Source organism: Testudinibacter sp. P17/SS/0325, assembly GCF_053570765.1.
The window spans coordinates 2,230,589-2,248,186 of sequence record NZ_CM131635.1 but is presented as its reverse complement, the minus strand read 5'-3'; the positions used below and the strand labels follow the sequence as shown (position 1 = coordinate 2,248,186).

Below are 17,598 nucleotides of genomic sequence, written 5' to 3'. Positions count from 1 at the left end.
TTCAGTCGGGTTACTTAAATGAAGTGTTTTCCCTTTACATTTTTGTGTATTTTATTTAAATTAAAACGCTTTTTGAATAAATTATCCGGATAAGATCATGCTTTTATATCGCAATATTCAATCTTTTTTACCTAAAATCAGTGTTATTTTTCTTCTTATTACCGTTTTTTCTTCATCAATATCAGCCGTAGAGCCGCCTGCGCAAAACACCGAGCAAACTCGAAATCAAATGGATTTGGACGCCCGACAACAACAACGCCAGCAGGAACAAACCCTTTCAATTCAACGGCAACAAATCAATCATCCGGAAGTGCGGTTTCAAAGCGATATCGAAACCACTCAAGAACGCCCCCTGTTAATTCCCGAAGCCCAATGCCTGACCATTTCCGAACTTTACCTGACTAACCTCGAACTTACCCAAACTGACATGACTGCATACGCTTTAAAAGGTGTACGACCGCCGAGAAGCCAATTCGATTGGGCGTTGGATGCGGTGTATCAAGCACGGGATTTTTCCCTGCCGCATTGTATCGGCGGTGAAGGCATCGGCATTCTGATTAATCGGATTCAAAACGCGATTATCGAAAAGGGTTTTGTCACCACGCGGGTGTTGGTGCAGCCGCAGGATTTACGCAGCGGGAAGCTGATTCTCACCGTGATTCCCGGCAAAGTAAGGCAAATTCAATTACGGGATAACAGCGATTATCCTAAGGCGACGTTGGCAACGGTGTGGTTTGCGTTGCCGACGAAAAGCGGGGCGTTATTGAATATCCGCGCTATCGAACAGGGCTTGGAAAACCTGAAACGCCCGCCGCACGCCGATGCCGATATCCAAATCATCCCGGCGCAAGGCGATGGCGCGCAGCCGGGCGAAAGTGATTTGCAGATTGATTTTCAACAGCGCTTTCCTTATCGCTTGTCTTTATCGTTGGACGATAGCGGCAGCAAAGCGACCGGGCGGTTGCAGGGCACGGCAACGGTGTCGATTGAAAACATGTTGTCGTTGAACGATCTGTTTTACGCTTCTTTTACACACAGTTTCAAACGCGGCAGCGATGATGACGGTGCGCGCGGCAGCAACAATACCAGCCTGTATTACGGCGTGCCGTGGAAAAATTGGCTGTTGAGCGTGTCCGGGTCACAATATGATTACCACCAAACGGTGTTTGGCCCGTTCACCGATTATGAATATGCCGGCAAAAGCACCCATTTGAATGCCAACCTTTCCCGGACGTTATATCGTGACGGCAGCCGCAAAACGACGGCGACAGTTGGTGTCTGGCATCGCCGCACCGCGAACTTTGTGGATCGGTCGGAAATCGATGTGCAACGTCGGCGCATGGCAGGTTGGCAAATCGGGCTGAATCACCGTGAATATCTCGGCAGTGCCACCTTAGATTTCTCCTTCGACTATAAACGCGGCACCGGCGCCAACCGTTCGCTGGCGGCGCCGGAAGAGGCGCATGGCGAAGGCACGTCGCGCCCGAAAATCATCAGTGCCGAAATCAGCTTCAAGCAACCGTTCAAACTGGGCGAACAGCCGTGGCAATTGAGTACCGGTTGGCGCGGGCAATGGAACAAAACCCCGCTTGTTCCGCAAGAGCGCTTGAGTATCGGCGGGCGTTACACGGTGCGCGGTTTTGACGGCGAATTGACCTTAAGCGGTGACCGCGGCTGGTTATGGCGCAATGAATTGGCGTGGAATGTGATGACAAGCGGACATGAGCTGTACCTTGCCATCGACAAAGGTGTGGTGCGCGGGCGCAGTACGGCCAAGCTTCTGGGTCGTCATCTGGTTGGCGGGGCGGTCGGTTTGCGCGGTAATCTGTGGGGCTTGGATTATGCGTATTTTATCGGTACGCCTATTCATAAGCCGCAAGGTTTCCGTACCGGCCATGTAACCACCGGATTTAGTCTGAGTTATCAGTTTTAATCCAAGTCGCCAGAGTAAAAAAGAAGAAAGTAGTAAAAGTAGTAAAAGAAGAAAACAGTAAACGTAAAAGGAACATCCTATGAACAAGCATCTTTACCGCCTGATTTTCAGCAAAAGCCAACAACGTGTGGTTGTGGTGTCTGAAATGGCCACCCGCGAGGGCAAAGCCAAAGGCGAGGGCGGACAGATGGTTGCGGAGGAGGTGGGCCGTTTTACTTTTTTAACCCAAGGCTGGCGGCTAAGTGCGGTCAATCTCAGTTTATTTACCGTGTTGGGCTTTTTGTTGGTGAGCAATGTCTCCGCCAATGAACTGCAAATTCGCGCCGACCAAAGCGCACCGAAAAACCAGCAGGCGATTATATTGCAAACGGCGAACGGTTTGCCGCAGGTGAATATCCAAACCCCGAATGACAAAGGCTTGTCGCATAATAAATACCAACAGTTCGATGTCGATACCCAAGGCGCGATTCTGAACAACAGCCGCACCGAAGTGCAAACCGAACAAGGCGGGTGGGTGCAGGGCAATCCCTATCTGGCACGCAGCGAAGCCAAGGTGATTCTGAATGAAGTCAATTCCAACAACCCGAGCCAACTGAAAGGTTATGTCGAAGTCGCCGGCAAGCGTGCCGAGGTGATTATCGCCAACCCGTCCGGCATTCATTGCGAAGGCTGCGGCACGATTAACGCCGGCCGCACCGCCTTGACCACCGGCAAGGTGGAACTGGAAAACGGGATGGTGAAAGGCTATCAAGTCGAGCAAGGCAAAGTCACCGTTTCCGGGCGCGGCATGGACACCAGCCGTTCCGATTACACCGATATTATTGCGCGAGAAACCGAAATCAATGCGGGCATTTGGGCGAAAGAACTGAAAGTCACCACCGGCATAAACAAGGTCTCGGCGGACAATCAATCGGTGCAAGTCATTCATAAAAGCAAACAAAACGACACGGAACAGCCGGCACAAACCGTGCGCTATGCGGTGGACGTATCGGAATTGGGCGGGATGTATGCCGGCAAAATCCACTTGGTCGGCACCGAAGAGGGCTTGGGCGTGCGCAATGCCGGGCATATCGGCGCGACCCAAGGCCATGTGCGGATTGATTCGCAGGGGCAGATTGTCAATAGCGGCTTTGTCGGCGCACAGCAAGACGTCAAGCTGAGTGCAAAACATCAAATAGAAAACCGCGGCACGGTTTATACGCAACAAGGTGATGTGCAGCTGCAAAGCCAAACCCAAGGTATCGACCAACGCGGCAGCGTGATTGCCAAAGGCGATTCACAAAGCAAGGGCAAAGTGCGGTTGCAGGCAAAAGGCAAGATAGCCCAGCAGGGCGAAACCTTCGCCGAAAGTGATATCACCTACCAAGCCAACCAGATTGAAGCTGGAAAATCCGCCGTGCTTGCCGCCGGCGTGCGCTTTGAACAAACCGAAAACGGTGAACGCAAAACCCTGAATGCGGCAAGCGAAAGTGGTAAAAACCTGACCTTAACCGCCGAGCAACGTGCGGTGGCGCAGGGGCAGAATCTGGCGTCGGGGCAGATTAGCGTACAAGCCGAACAGATTGATTTAAATAATAGCCAAACCAGCGCCAACCGCCTACAGGTCGAAGCGCGCAGTGGTGCGATTACTGCGGACAACAGTATCATCCGCAGTGAAACCAGTGCTGAATTCCGCACCCCGACCGCACTTTCCACCCAAGGGGCGAATCTGAATGCCGAGCAACTGCATATTCAGGCGTACACTGTCAACAATGACGGCGGCAGTTGGCAGCAACGCAGCACACAAGCCTTCAACCTTGATTTGCAAGGAGGATTAAGTAACTGGCAAGGGCAAATCAGCAGTGCCGGCGATATCAATCTGAAAACGGCATGGCTGAACAACCAGCAGGGATTACTCGAAGCCAACGCGAATCTTAACCTAAACACCCAACAGGGCGGGTTGAATAACCGACAGGGCACGCTCAGCAGTCAACAGAACCTCACACTGAACAGCGGTGTATTGAATAACCAGGGTGGTTTGGTACAAAGTGGGGGCAGAATGGTGATGACAACGGCTGATTTTCATAATCAACAAGGGATAGTCAGTAGCTTATCTGATATTCAACTGGATAGCCAACAATACGCCTTGAACAATAAGCAGGGCAAACTGATTGCGGATAAGACGCTTCAACTATTCACCGGCGCGCTTGATAATCAAGGCGGAGTTATTCGGTCATTGCAGCAACTTGCTATTGTTGCTACGGAGGTTATTAATAATCGGAAAATCTCGGATAACGGCTCTCTGATCCAGGCTGGTAATCAGTTAAAGTTGACAACCAAACATTTGGATAATCGTGATACCAAAGCGACTACAGAAAAACCAAAGCAAGGGATATTAGCATATGATTTAGACTTCTTTACCGAGACGGTCAATAATAAGAGGGGCGGTATTTATAGTACGGCAAGCTTAGAGGGGAATATTCGACAAACATTGGATAATCGCGATGGAGAAATTTTCTCACTGGATGAGTTGGCTTTACAAGGAGATTTGCTTGCCTTGTATAACCAGCAAGGACAGATTGAAAGTCGAGGTCATTTAACACTCCATTTAGATCGTTTCATAAATGAAGGTAATATCAAAACTCAAGCGGATGCGGATATTGTGCATCGACAGGATTTAACCTTAAATCAGGCGTTTCAAGTTGATGGTATTCTGAATCTCTCGCTTGATGGTAATTTTAATAATCGTACAAAGCTGATTACTGGTAGGGGGTTGCATATCAAGGCGAAGCAGCTTGATAATCCATTTGGTCGGGAACTTAGCGCAATGAATACATATATTTCCGCCGAGCATATTATCAATCGCGGTTTGATTGATGGTGATGTCAACGTGCTTAAAACAACACAGTTGGATAATATCGGTACAGGACGGATTTATGGCGGGCACCTCTCGCTCCAAGCAACGACACTGCGAAATGATCATGAAACTGTAAACGATGAGACGAAATCGGCGACGATAGCGGCGCGAGAGCAGTTGGATTTGGCCGGTGATAAGATCATCAATAAAGATGGCGCAATAATTTTTAGTTTAGGACATCTTTATTTTGGTACACGGTTAAATGACAGAAATAATGCTACGGGTGCAGGGGCAACTATTACGAATGCAAACGGCGTGATTGAAGCGTTGGGCAATATTGTTTTTAATCATGCTAATGTAAAAAATCTGCATCAGTATCTAGAAACGGAAATTAAAGAAGTTTCTCGAACGTCGATTTACGAATACAGCTTAGATGCGGCTTCTCAACGCTGGCGAAAAGGCGTTGATTCCGTTGAAGTGATTCGAAAGGATAATCAAGGTGGAGGCGGTCTTTTTGGTAATGCAAAAGTCCGTGATTTGTATGCATTAAAAACCCCTGATGGTGGTGAACATGAGAACTGGATGGAATATGACTATACGCGAGTTATCGAACGCACGCAGGTCTTACCGCCACGTTATGCGGAAGGACGCATTTTAAGCGGTGGTAATATTGATTTTGGCGCAGGCAATGTCACTAATCAAAACAGTAAAATTATTGCTGCCGGTCATTTTTTATCCGAAGCGGGAAAGTTTATTGACAATATAGAAACCCCGGGTATCGAACGAACAACCGAGTTAGGTAAAGTGCATCATAAAACCAAAGGACGCAAGTGTGTAAAAAATATTCCGCTTGTAGGTTGTATCGATCATGCCGATACGACGAATACCGCGACGAGACGTTATGCACCACAGATACCGGATAAATCAATTAAGCTTGGTGTATTTGACTATGCGCAATCGGCACAGGAAAAATGGCAGACAGTGTCGGGACAGATAAATAAAACGATTCAAACGCAGACGGCAAATCAAGCGGCAACTCTTACCCTCAATACCAAATCATTGAGTGAAGTAACCGTACAGACTGTGTTCGACACCTTTACAATCCGAACCTATTCCCCGATTCTCACCCTACCGCAGGCGAGTTTGTACAAAATTAATCCGGCGACAAACAGTCATGTTTTGGTGGAAACCGATCCGCAATTTGCCAACCGTCGCCAATGGCTCAGTTCTGATTATATGTTTGATGCTTTGCGTAGCGATCATGCCAATATGCATAAACGTTTGGGGGACGGTTTTTATGAGCAACGTTTGATTAATGAACAGATTAATCAATTGACCGGACGGCGTTTTTTAGGCAATTACCAATCGGATTATGAGCAATACAAAGCCTTGATGGATAGCGGAATCAAATATGCCGAACAGTTTGGCTTAATTCCCGGCATAGCGCTGAGCGAAGCGCAAATGAAAGAGCTGACAACGGATATGGTTTGGTTGGTCAAACGCGAAGTGCGGTTAGCCGACGGCAGCACAAGCACCGTATTGGTGCCGCAGGTGTATATTGTGGCGCGGGATAGCGATGTGACTGCACGCGGCGCGGTGATTTCCGCCAACCGGATTATAGCCAATACCACCGGCGATATTGAAAACAGCGGTGTGATTGCCGGGCGGCAGTTGACCGCACTGTCGGCGGAGAATATCCGCAATCTGGGCGGTACATTACAAGGCGGGCAGTTATTGCTGGAAGCCCGGCAGGATCTGACAAACCTCGGCGGCAGTTGGCTGGCGGATAAAACACTGTCGGCACAGGCAAAAAATATCCAGATTGAAAGCACATTGTCTGAAACCGAAGACAGCGGTGAGTTTTATAAAAAAGGCTTAAATCAACTCGCCAAAGTGCGGTTGAACGACCATGACGGCGAACTGATTTTCCGCAGCCAAGAGGATATTACCATTAAAGGCGCAACTTTTGATATTGCCGGTAAAACGACGATTAATGCCGGCAATCAATTGAATTTAGGCACGCTGACTACCGAAAATAAAGAACACTATAATTTTAATGATGACAACTACTATCGACTGCATCAAACGGCAGAAGTCGGTAATCAATTGAATTTTAATGGTGACGCGATATTGACCGGCAAAAACGAGGTTGTTATTCGTGGTAATCAGATTCACGGCGACGGGAAATTGCTTGTTGCTTCGCAGGGTAATATCCGGATTGAGGAAGCCCGGCAAACAGAACAACTCTCCTCTGCGTCTAAAACCAGCAGTAAGGGGTTGTTGAGTAAAACCACGGAAATCAGAAAACACGATCACGATTATGATTTGGCGGTTGGCTCGCAAATTGATGCGAAAAAGATATTGATTCAGTCCAAACAAGGCGATGTCAAGATTATCGGCAGTGATGTCGTTGCTGAAGATACGATGTTGATTCAGGGCAAAAATGTATCGATTGTCGAAGCGGAAAATCGAATGAGAGAGGAGAATTTCAGCCAAACCACGAAAAAAGGAGTAATGAGCAGCGGAGGGTTTGGTTTTACGATTGGTTCGCGCCAAACCACCTTGGAAACGGATAACCGCAAATATTATTCTCGCGCTAGCCAGGTCGGCACGTTGAATGGCGATATGTTGGTGGTTGCCGAAAAGGACTATTTGCAACGTGGCAGTGCCGTGACCTCGGTTGCCGGTGATACTCAGGTTCAAGCCAAACGGATTAATATTACCGCGGCGGATGATCGATATGAAACCGATCAAAAATATACTTTTGAACAAAAAGGTTTGACGGTGGCAGTGAATGTGCCGGCGTTACAAGCCGTACAAAGTGCGGTAGAAACGGTGAAAAACATCGGCGGCAGCAAAAATGATCGTATTAATGCAATGGGCGCGGCTAATGCGGCTTGGGACAGTTATAAAGCCGGTAAAGATTTGAAAGCGTTAGGGGAAGGGCTGGCGAATGGTGACATGCCAGCACAAAATGTCAGTGTCTCCATCACCTATGGCGAGCAGAAAAATATTAATCAAACCCATACGCAAGGCAATACCGCAAACAGCAGTAAGTTGCATGCCGGCGGCAAAGCGTTGCTGATTACGACGGGAGAGAAAGACACCTCGCATATTCATATCAAAGGCTCGGATGTCGCCGGACTTGAGGGGACGGTGCTGCAAACGGCAGGTAAAATTGATATTGCGGCAGCCGAGCAGAATCATCAAGAACGAAGCAAAAACAGCTCACAGGGTTGGAATGCGGGCGTTGCCGTCAGCTATGGCAGTGATGGTTTTGCTTTTGGCGTAACTGCCGGAGGTAATGTAGGCAGAGGCTACGGCAATGGTGATGAGCGCACTTGGGTCAATAGCCATGTTGGTTTGCAAGAGAGCAACACCACAATCATCAGCGGCGGTGACACGCATATTGTCGGCGGGGTGGTGCGTGGCAAAGGGGTACACACTGACATCGGCGGCGATTTAACGATTGCCAGCTTACAAGACAGCTTGCAATATAAAGGCAAGCAACAAAATGTCAGCGGTCAAATCACGGTAGGCTACGGCGTATCAGGCTCGGCGAGTTATAACCAATCGAAGATAAATGCGGATTATGCCAGTGTGCAAGAACAATCCGGCATTTTTGCCGGAGATGACGGCTACCAAGTGGCGGTGAAGGGGCATACTGAATTGAGCGGCGGCTTAATCACCTCAACGGCACAGGCGGAATCGGAGGGAAAAAACCGTTTCCGCACAGGCACGATAGGTTCTCGGGATATTGAAAACCATGCCAATTACAAAGGCAGTACGCTCGGAGTGAGTGGCGGTTTCAGTGTCGGCGGCGGCGAGAGCGCTAAAGAAGTCGGCGGCGTGAAGTTAGCTCCGCAGGGTCAAAATTATGCCCAACAAGAGGGCGACCCGAATGGCGGTAAGGGCAAAACCGACGTCAGCATGGGAATCGGTTTCGGTTCAGACAGCAGCAGTGCCGGCGGTGTCACCCGCAGTGGTATCAACACCCGCAATATTGAGATAACCGACAGTGTTGCACAGCAAACCCGCACAGGCAAAAGCGCAGAAACGGCATTGCGCGCTCTGCAAACGGATATCACCACGGAAAGTGCGGTAGCGCGCTCAGGCAGGGTGAGCAACCAATTTGATAAAGACGCCTTGCAAAAAGAGCTGGATATTCAACGGACAACGACAGAAAGTTTTGGAAAAACCGCGGCACAGGGCGTGGCATATACCGCCGAAAAACTGGGTGATGTCAAAGCCTATGAAGTGACGGAAGGGATTAAAGCGCAAGCAGAGCAAGCGCTCAAGCACGAAACTGACCCGAACAAACGTGCCGTGCTGAAAAACAAAATTGCACAAGCAGACGCTTATCTTGAACAAAACCAAGCGAACTACGCCTTATGGAAAGAGGGCGGCACGGGACGAACCGCACTTCATGCGATAGCGGGCGGTGTTTTAACCGGCAATGTCAGCGGCGCGGTGGCAAGCGGCACAACCTCGGCAGCCGCACCGCACTTGAATGTGCTGGGTCAAGAGCTGGGCGATGTGGGCAAAGCGGTATTAGATATCGGTGCCGGTATGGCGATAGGGGCGGCAACCGGCGGCGGGACGGCAGCGGTGAGCGCAGGCGGCAATACCGATTGGCATAACCGGCAGTTGCACCCGAGAGAAATGGATTGGATACGGGATAATGCGGCAGCCTTTGCCAAAGAGCAAGGCATTAGCGTGGCAGAAGCGGAGCAACGCTTGGTTGAGCGGGCGGCACAACGGGTGGATTATGCTTGGTCGAAGATGATAGACAGCCAAGATACGGCGGCGGACAGTTTCCTGTCATCGGTTTCGGGTATAAAAGGCGACGTGCCGTCATCAAGTGCGGTGAGCTTTATCAACAGCGACGGCAAGCAACAAAACCTGTTTAGTGCTTCACGCGACGAGTATTACTCCACTGGGAAGTATTCGGATTTAGCCGCAAGGTATAATCGAGAAAACAATCAGTTGCTGACGAATACCCTTGTGCCGAAAGTGAAGAATAATCTTGTTTTTGAGGGAGTGAAAGACGGCGGTAATGCACTTAGTGAGGCGGCAAGGGCAGCCCTAAACTCACCGACAGAGACCCTCCGAGGCGTCACCGGCAATTTGGCACACAGTTTATCGGAATGCTTAAAACATCCGACAGCTTGCGCAACAGAAAAATGGGCAACATTTGATAGTGCGTCAGGCGATTTACTGAGAACGCATTACAATCAAGCGGATGTTAATGCCCTATATGGCAAAGAGATGACTGCCGAAACCGCACTTGTACCGTTAGTCAGAGGCGGAACGGTGGTTGCGGAAGTGCTGCCGGCGGCAAAAGCCGGGGCGGTTGCGGTTAAATCAATCGATAATATGCTATCACCTTTAGCGAAAGGTGTTAGTGCGAATGATAAACTGCCTGTTGTTGGAAAAACAGAAGGGTATGAAAATCAGACCACTACTATTTCGATCGGGGCAGAAAACAATGCAACGGCTGTCCCATTAAAAATTCAATTATCTAATGAATCTCTTAAAGCCAGTGGGTCAAATTTAGATAAAGCAGAGGTAATTGCTAGAGCTGAGTTAAATGGCAAGATTTATATTGATACCAATCAAAAAGCTAGGGCAAATAATTTAGCGGATCATAAAGTGCCAACGCTGATATCTGACGATATTGGAAATAAACCGCCTCAACGTGACGGTACTCCATATCCAAATTCAAACATGGCAGAGGCTCATGCTGAAATAGGAACAATTCAACAAGCCTATAATGAAGGCAGAACACAAGGTCAAAATATGACTATTAATGTTCAAGGGCGTGATGTTTGTGATTTTTGTAAAAAAGATATTGCATTAGCAGCTCAGAAAGCAGGTTTAAAATCAGTAGTTGTTAGAGCTGTTGATGAAAAAGGAATAATTAGAAATTATCATTGGACTCAAGGACAAAGTTCTATTAAACATATTAAGGGTGAAAATAATGAATAAAGATATTTATTTTTCTTGCTCTTATAAAATTAATTCTATTTGGTTTATAGCATGCCATGAAAAAAAAATAACATTTATGAATCCTATTAAGGATATTATTGATATTATAAGTTATATAGAAAACAATGAAGGTGAAGCTAGGTTAGAGATATTTCCAGAGCCAGATTTTGGTGTGTCCAGCATACGAGTTATCGCTTATCCTCCAAATCAATATTTACTTACATTAGCAGAATATTTAGATGATGGAGATTTAGTTGTTAGAACAAAATTGGATACTCCTTATAATCCTAATTTAGTTATGTTTGATGGCGATGGTGAAATGTATCCATCTTCTGCAATTATTGATGATTTTGACTTTGTAATAAAAGTGTTCTCTATATTTCTAGAAACAGGTGATGTCCCTTATGACTTAATGGATATATAAATGAACAAAAACACCTACCGCATAATTTTCAGCCAATCCCAGCAACAATTTATCGTTGTTTCGGAATTGGCAAAATCGAAAACGTCTTCTGAGCGCAGAAGTGCGGTAGGTAAGTCTGTGCGCTTTAGTGATGGTGTGTCTATCGGCGGTGATTTAATAATTGCCGGTGTGCAAGAACAATCCGGCATTTTTGCCGGGGATGACGGCTACCAAGTGGCGGTGAAGGGGCATACTGAATTGAGCGGCGGCTTAATCACCTCAACGGCACAGGCGGAATCGGAGGGAAAAAACCGTTTCCGCACAGGCACGATAGGTTCTCGGGATATTGAAAACCATGCCAATTACAAAGGCAGTACGCTCGGAGTGAGTGGCGGTTTCAGTGTCGGCGGCGGCGAGAGCGCTAAAGAAGTCGGCGGCGTGAAGTTAGCTCCGCAGGGTCAAAATTATGCCCAACAAGAGGGCGACCCGAATGGCGGTCAGGGCAAAATCGACGTCAGCATGGGAATCGGTTTCGGTTCAGACAGCAGCAGTGCCGGCGGTGTCACCCGCAGTGGTATCAACACCCGCAATATTGAGATAACCGACAGTGTTGCACAGCAAACCCGCACAGGCAAAAGCGCAGAAACGGCATTGCGCGCTCTGCAAACGGATATCACCACGGAAAGTGCGGTAGCGCGCTCAGGCAGGGTGAGCAACCAATTTGATAAAGACGCCTTGCAAAAAGAGCTGGATATTCAACGGACAACGACAGAAAGTTTTGGAAAAACCGCGGCACAGGGCGTGGCATATACCGCCGAAAAACTGGGTGATGTCAAAGCCTATGAAGTGACGGAAGGGATTAAAGCGCAAGCAGAGCAAGCGCTCAAGCACGAAACTGACCCGAACAAACGTGCCGTGCTGAAAAACAAAATTGCACAAGCAGACGCTTATCTTGAACAAAACCAAGCGAACTACGCCTTATGGAAAGAGGGCGGCACGGGACGAACCGCACTTCATGCGATAGCGGGCGGTGTTTTAACCGGCAATGTCAGCGGCGCGGTGGCAAGCGGCACAACCTCGGCAGCCGCACCGCACTTGAATGTGCTGGGTCAAGAGCTGGGCGATGTGGGCAAAGCGGTATTAGATATCGGTGCCGGTATGGCGATAGGGGCGGCAACCGGCGGCGGGACGGCAGCGGTGAGCGCAGGCGGCAATACCGATTGGCATAACCGGCAGTTGCACCCGAGAGAAATGGATTGGATACGGGATAATGCGGCAGCCTTTGCCAAAGAGCAAGGCATTAGCGTGGCAGAAGCGGAGCAACGCTTGGTTGAGCGGGCGGCACAACGGGTGGATTATGCTTGGTCGAAGATGATAGACAGCCAAGATACGGCGGCGGACAGTTTCCTGTCATCGGTTTCGGGTATAAAAGGCGACGTGCCGTCATCAAGTGCGGTGAGCTTTATCAACAGCGACGGCAAGCAACAAAACCTGTTTAGTGCTTCACGCGACGAGTATTACTCCACTGGGAAGTATTCGGATTTAGCCGCAAGGTATAATCGAGAAAACAATCAGTTGCTGACGAATACCCTTGTGCCGAAAGTGAAGAATAATCTTGTTTTTGAGGGAGTGAAAGACGGCGGTAATGCACTTAGTGAGGCGGCAAGGGCAGCCCTAAACTCACCGACAGAGACCCTCCGAGGCGTCACCGGCAATTTGGCACACAGTTTATCGGAATGCTTAAAACATCCGACGGCTTGCGCAACAGAAAAATGGGCAACATTTGATCGTGCGTCAGGGGATTTACTGAAAACGCATTACAATCAGGCGGATGTTAATACCCTATACGGCAAAGAGATGACTGCCGAAACCGCACTTGTACCGTTAGTCAGAGGCGGAACGGTGGTTGCGGAAGTGCTGCCGGCGGCAAAAGCCGGGGCGGTTGCGGTTAAATCAGTCGATAATATGCTATCACCTTTAGCGAAAGGTGTTAGTGCGAATGATAAATTGCCTGTTGTTGGAAAAACAACTGAGTATCCGGTAGTTGAATTTAACCCGCAAGCACATAATGCAGCAATCTATGAAGCACTAAAATTAGATTTAAAAACTCAGCAGGCGGCTAATCATTTAATAGATAGCTTAAAGAATACAGGGAAATTACCTGATAATTATGTAACTAAAGATATTGCTGAAAAAGTATATAGTTGGCAATCTGGAAAACCATTCAAGCAGGGGCAGTTAGGTGGTGATATTTTTGATAATAATCTTAATTTATTACCATCTACATCAGAAAGAATATGGTATGAAGCGGATCTAGGGATAGATAATAATATAAGTAGAAATAAACAACCGGGTACAAGGTTGTTATATTCTAATGATGGTTACTTATATATAACGACAGACCATTATAAAACTTTTAAGGAGATTGGTAAGTGGAAATAATATTAAATGGGAATAATATTTCTTGTGAAGCTGATTTTTATAATGAATTATGTAGTCAGAATCCAGATTTTGGGGTCTATTTTGGTAGAAATTTAAGTGCATTAAAAGACTATATAGGTCTATTGGATGGCTATACGATCAAATGGTTAAATCATAGCTACTCTAAAAATAAGTTAAAGAGTGATTATGATAAGATTGTTAATATATTTCTTGATAGAAATGAAAATATATTGAGGAAAGAATTGGGTGACTATAGAATAATTAATTTAATACTTTGTTGATTTAATTTCTCTAATGTAAGACTGATAATTTATCAATCAAAAAATTGATGGGTTATAACAAAGGTCCGATAGATATTGGTCATATTTACGGTTGGGAACATCGACGTTTATCTTTGGCGGCTCATGAATTAAATTTTTCCCGACAAGAATTTAATGATTATGTGAATGCCAGACCAGATAATTTTAGGTTGGAAAATATGTCAATTAACCGTAGTCATGTAGATGAAATGCCGGGTAATGGGAATCTAAATGATATTATTGATGATATGAAAAAGTTTAGAGCAACAGGAGAATAATTATGGCTAAACAAAATAAAAATCAGACCTTTGAAGAAAGATATCAAGAATTATATGAAAAAGACTTTGACTTACAAGCTACAGCAGCAAACAGAGAAGAAGATTTATCATTATTAAAAAAGTTATTTTTTGAAGAAAAAAAGTTGGATATCTTGGAAAAAACACCAAAAGAAAAATGGAATTGGTTACACCGTTGCAATCTTTTATCTGCGGCACCGCTCAGTGTGGTTCAATTTTATATTGATCATGGCGTAGATGTAAATGCCCAAGATATGTATGGCATGACCCCATTACATTATGCAATGCGTTCAAAGAATGTAGATGGAGCGATTGCGTTATTAAAGGCAGGGGCAAACCCAAATATTCCCAATAAAGATAATCTTATTCCGCTTCGAATGAGTATTCGTTACCCTAATAGATTGGATCTATTAGAATTGATGTTGAAAAATGGAGGGAATGTACATTATTTTAATGGTGAGAATTATTTATTGGAGTCACTAAAAGAATTTAAAGGTAATAATCCTGATTATAAAGATTATTTTGCTAAATTAGAGGAATATGCTTAGTTTTTAATTATCTTTGCTAGCTTAAAAGTCAAATTTCTCTTGATAAAATTACCAGTGATTATATGAATATCAGGCTGAGAATGTTTAGGTTGAAAAATAGAATGGTTAATCGTAGTCACGTGGATAAAATGCTGATGATTGATACTAATTATATAATTAAAATTGAAAATATTAGTATTTTGAGAGGTGAATGATGATAGAGGCAGGATTTAGAGGTCCTTTGACTCTCGTAGCTATTTCTAATACTCCTAGAGTTGAAATGAATTACTTCTTTCATGATTTAATTAAGTTTTTATTGATAAACTGTGATGTTAGACACAAATTAATATCGGATAGACTATATAAAAGGTATTTAAAATTTGACGAAATTAATGCTGCATATAGCTTAATGAAAAAGTTGGAGAACGATTTTTTAAAAAAACATGAGCTAATAAGGGATTTATATTGTCGATATTTTAAGGCGTTTTATGAAGTATGTGAGGAATTTTTTCTGCAAGAAAGTTCTTGCTCGGATAAATCTATAGGTAGAATTCAAGTCAGTATAGTTACAACGCCTTATCACATATTTGAAAAATTATTACCTGATAAATTCTATGATAATTTACCTGCAGAGGCTGAACCATACTGGATACAAACAATAAGTATGAAGGAATATGTTAAAAAATATTCGAAAGATCCTGAAGTATTAGAAATAGTAGAAAAATGGTAATTATTTCATTATTTGTTGAAGAGATGATTTGTAGAAGATCACGCTTGATCTTCTACAGGTGCGGTGAGCTTTATCAACAGCGACGGCAAGCAACAAAACCTGTTTAGTGCTTCACGTGACGAGTATTATTCTATTGGGAAATATTCGGATTTAGCCGCAAGGTATAATCGAGAAAACAATCAGTTGCTGACGAATACCCTTGTGCCGAAAGTGAAGAATAATCTTGTTTTTGAGGGAGTGAAAGACGGCGGTAATGCGCTTAGCGAGGCGGCAAGGGCAGTTTTAACCTCACCGACAAAAACCCTCCGAGGCGTCACCGGCAATTTGGCTCACAGTTTATCGGAATGCTTAAAACATCCGACGGCTTGCGCAACAGAAAAATGGGCAACATTTGATAGTGCATCAGGCGATTTACTGAGAACGCATTACAATCAGGCGGATGTTAATGCCCTGTATGGCAAAGAGATGACTGCCGAAACCGCACTTGTACCGTTAGTCAGAGGTGGAACGGTGGTTGCGGAAGTGCTGCCGGCGGCAAAAGCCGGGGCGGTTGCGGTTAAATCAGTCGATAATATGCTATCACCTTTAGCGAAAGGTGTTAGTGCAAATGAGAAGTTGCCTGTTGTTGATAAAACAGTAGGGTATGAAAATCAGACCACTAAAATTTCAAGCGGTGCAGAAAATGTTGTCCTTTATCCAAAATTAAAAGAACAATTGCAGATAGAAAATTTAAATAATATTGTAAAAAATAATTCTATTTTAGAACATGCAGCTTTAGGGAAAGGAAATTTAACTCAAAAAGGACACATAACTAGGGAAGAGGTTAAAAAACTTGCAAAAGAGTGGGTTGGTGATATGGCAAAAGAAACTAGTAATGGCTGGATTAGTGCAGATGGAACAAGATTATATCGCTCTCCTAGCGTTAAAAAATATTCGGCATATGCAGAAACAGGAATTCAAGCTAATTTCCAACGGGGGCATATGAAAGACGGTAAGTTTATTACAGAAAGTAATTTACATATTAATATTAAGGATTAAATATGTATGTCTTTGCAGAATTAAAAAGAATTGATTTTAATGGTTACATCCATAACAAGGATGAAGCTCAAAATGCGCTATTAGATTCATCTTATTTTATTCCACTATGTTTATCTATAGGTGAAAAGGGGAAGGATGGAGCTGATTTCTTTGATGTTGATGTATTCAATACTGGCTGGGTTAAAGAGAAAAAAATGGTGTTTGGAGGAGGGAGCTTTATATTTGATGATTTTGATGATTTTGATGACATAGAAAAATCCATAAAAAATTTTATTGATTCTATTTATGGTGAGTCTTGGTCTGACGTGTTGATCAAGTTAAGAAAATATTTCTCTTGGGAATATGAAAATTATCAATGCAAGGATTGATTTTATGTGATCAAAAATAGACGCTGTTTGATGGTGTGTCGGGTAATTTATTTAGAATATATTACAATCAAACTGATATTAATGTTCTCAGGAAGAAGAATGATTGGAGATGATTTTACCAATGTAAAAGTAAAAAATATTATAATAGGTTGGAATAGCGCAGATAAATTAAGAGGATACAGATTTCCTAGTGTAAAAGAATCTGACTATGTTGAAACTGGAGTTCAAGCTAACTTTGAAACATATAAAATAAATCCTGTTACAAATCAAAAAGAAAAAAATGGAAATGCGCATTTAAATATTATAGGGAATTAGTATGAAAGCTGAATTAAAATTAATAACTGATTTGTTTGGTGAGTTTTCACCAGCAGAATACATTCCTATTAATAATGATGTTTTTCATATAACATTGTTATTAGGTATTGGTGGGATTGATGGTGAGGCAATGGATTATTTTGATGTGTCTATATGTACATTGGAGTGGGTAAGGTTAAATAATGTTAAACCAGTTATTTTAAATAATACCATTTTAGTTGATGATTATGATTTTAACAAAATATTGAAATATATAAACGAATGCATTAATCTTTGTGATGGGAAAAACTGGTATGAGGTTGCTAATAATTTATCTAAATTTTTCCTCTGGGAATATGATAGGTATAAGACTTTGTCCACAGTTAAGGAATAGTATCGATAGAATATTTATCAAAAGCTTTTTTCAAGTGAAGATGCTATATT

At 44.5% G+C, this 17,598-nt stretch carries 12 protein-coding genes; all 12 read left to right on the top strand.

The annotated features are described in order from the left end of the window. Positions 1-97 precede the first annotated feature (97 nt). The 12 genes from ACWA50_RS10705 to ACWA50_RS10650 all read left to right on the top strand — a co-directional run bounded on the left by ACWA50_RS10705 (position 98) and on the right by ACWA50_RS10650 (position 17,548). On the top strand, positions 98-1,933 hold the full coding sequence (locus ACWA50_RS10705; protein ID WP_449343102.1) for a ShlB/FhaC/HecB family hemolysin secretion/activation protein: 1,836 nt from the start codon (positions 98-100) through the stop codon (positions 1,931-1,933). 79 nt (positions 1,934-2,012) lie between these two features. Next, on the top strand, positions 2,013-10,757 hold the full coding sequence (locus tag ACWA50_RS10700; RefSeq protein WP_431052384.1) for a two-partner secretion domain-containing protein: 8,745 nt from the start codon (positions 2,013-2,015) through the stop codon (positions 10,755-10,757). Continuing rightward, positions 10,750-11,181 carry a DUF6911 family protein gene (locus ACWA50_RS10695; RefSeq protein ID WP_431052382.1) on the top strand — a complete coding sequence of 144 codons (432 nt, stop codon included), beginning with the start codon at positions 10,750-10,752 and terminating at the stop codon, positions 11,179-11,181. Before ACWA50_RS10700 ends, ACWA50_RS10695 begins: the two co-directional genes overlap by 8 nt. Continuing rightward, positions 11,182-13,602 carry an ESPR-type extended signal peptide-containing protein gene (locus ACWA50_RS10690; RefSeq protein WP_431052381.1) on the top strand — a complete coding sequence of 807 codons (2,421 nt, stop codon included), beginning with the start codon at positions 11,182-11,184 and terminating at the stop codon, positions 13,600-13,602. Then, positions 13,593-13,883 (top strand): barstar family protein, encoded by a 291-nt coding sequence (locus ACWA50_RS10685; protein ID WP_431052379.1) that lies wholly within the window; start codon positions 13,593-13,595, stop codon positions 13,881-13,883. Before ACWA50_RS10690 ends, ACWA50_RS10685 begins: the two co-directional genes overlap by 10 nt. A gap of 47 nt (positions 13,884-13,930) precedes the next feature. Further along, positions 13,931-14,179, top strand: a complete 249-nt coding sequence (locus tag ACWA50_RS10680) for a GH-E family nuclease (protein WP_431052377.1) — start codon at positions 13,931-13,933, stop codon at positions 14,177-14,179. A 2-nt stretch (positions 14,180-14,181) separates the two neighbouring features. Continuing rightward, positions 14,182-14,745: an ankyrin repeat domain-containing protein gene (locus ACWA50_RS10675; RefSeq protein ID WP_431052375.1), complete on the top strand. Its 564-nt coding sequence runs from the start codon at positions 14,182-14,184 to the stop codon at positions 14,743-14,745. Positions 14,746-14,935: 190 nt separating this feature from the next. After that, positions 14,936-15,454, top strand: coding sequence for a hypothetical protein (locus ACWA50_RS10670; RefSeq protein ID WP_431052373.1), 519 nt, complete (start codon positions 14,936-14,938; stop codon positions 15,452-15,454). A gap of 63 nt (positions 15,455-15,517) precedes the next feature. Beyond that, positions 15,518-16,492 carry a hypothetical protein gene (locus ACWA50_RS10665; RefSeq protein WP_431052371.1) on the top strand — a complete coding sequence of 325 codons (975 nt, stop codon included), beginning with the start codon at positions 15,518-15,520 and terminating at the stop codon, positions 16,490-16,492. 2 nt (positions 16,493-16,494) lie between these two features. Continuing rightward, the gene (locus tag ACWA50_RS10660) at positions 16,495-16,860 is read left to right on the top strand and encodes an Imm8 family immunity protein (RefSeq protein ID WP_431052369.1); all 366 of its coding nucleotides are present in this window, start codon (positions 16,495-16,497) and stop codon (positions 16,858-16,860) included. Between the two features lie 99 nt (positions 16,861-16,959). Next, positions 16,960-17,175: a hypothetical protein gene (locus tag ACWA50_RS10655; protein ID WP_431052367.1), complete on the top strand. Its 216-nt coding sequence runs from the start codon at positions 16,960-16,962 to the stop codon at positions 17,173-17,175. Between the two features lies 1 nt (position 17,176). Then, positions 17,177-17,548, top strand: coding sequence for an Imm8 family immunity protein (locus tag ACWA50_RS10650; RefSeq protein ID WP_431052365.1), 372 nt, complete (start codon positions 17,177-17,179; stop codon positions 17,546-17,548). The last annotated feature ends 50 nt before the right edge of the window (positions 17,549-17,598 follow it).

What these genes read in the sequence shown, in the direction of transcription:
- ACWA50_RS10705 (WP_449343102.1), top strand. Translation starts at nt 98, where the DNA reads ATGCTTTTATATCGCAATATTCAATCTTTTTTACCTAAAATCAGTGTT.
- ACWA50_RS10700 (WP_431052384.1), top strand. Translation starts at nt 2,013, where the DNA reads ATGAACAAGCATCTTTACCGCCTGATTTTCAGCAAAAGCCAACAACGT.
- ACWA50_RS10695 (WP_431052382.1), top strand. Translation starts at nt 10,750, where the DNA reads ATGAATAAAGATATTTATTTTTCTTGCTCTTATAAAATTAATTCTATT.
- ACWA50_RS10690 (WP_431052381.1), top strand. Translation starts at nt 11,182, where the DNA reads ATGAACAAAAACACCTACCGCATAATTTTCAGCCAATCCCAGCAACAA.
- ACWA50_RS10680 (WP_431052377.1), top strand. Translation starts at nt 13,931, where the DNA reads ATGGGTTATAACAAAGGTCCGATAGATATTGGTCATATTTACGGTTGG.
- ACWA50_RS10675 (WP_431052375.1), top strand. Translation starts at nt 14,182, where the DNA reads ATGGCTAAACAAAATAAAAATCAGACCTTTGAAGAAAGATATCAAGAA.
- ACWA50_RS10670 (WP_431052373.1), top strand. Translation starts at nt 14,936, where the DNA reads ATGATGATAGAGGCAGGATTTAGAGGTCCTTTGACTCTCGTAGCTATT.
- ACWA50_RS10660 (WP_431052369.1), top strand. Translation starts at nt 16,495, where the DNA reads ATGTATGTCTTTGCAGAATTAAAAAGAATTGATTTTAATGGTTACATC.
- ACWA50_RS10655 (WP_431052367.1), top strand. Translation starts at nt 16,960, where the DNA reads ATGATTGGAGATGATTTTACCAATGTAAAAGTAAAAAATATTATAATA.
- ACWA50_RS10650 (WP_431052365.1), top strand. Translation starts at nt 17,177, where the DNA reads ATGAAAGCTGAATTAAAATTAATAACTGATTTGTTTGGTGAGTTTTCA.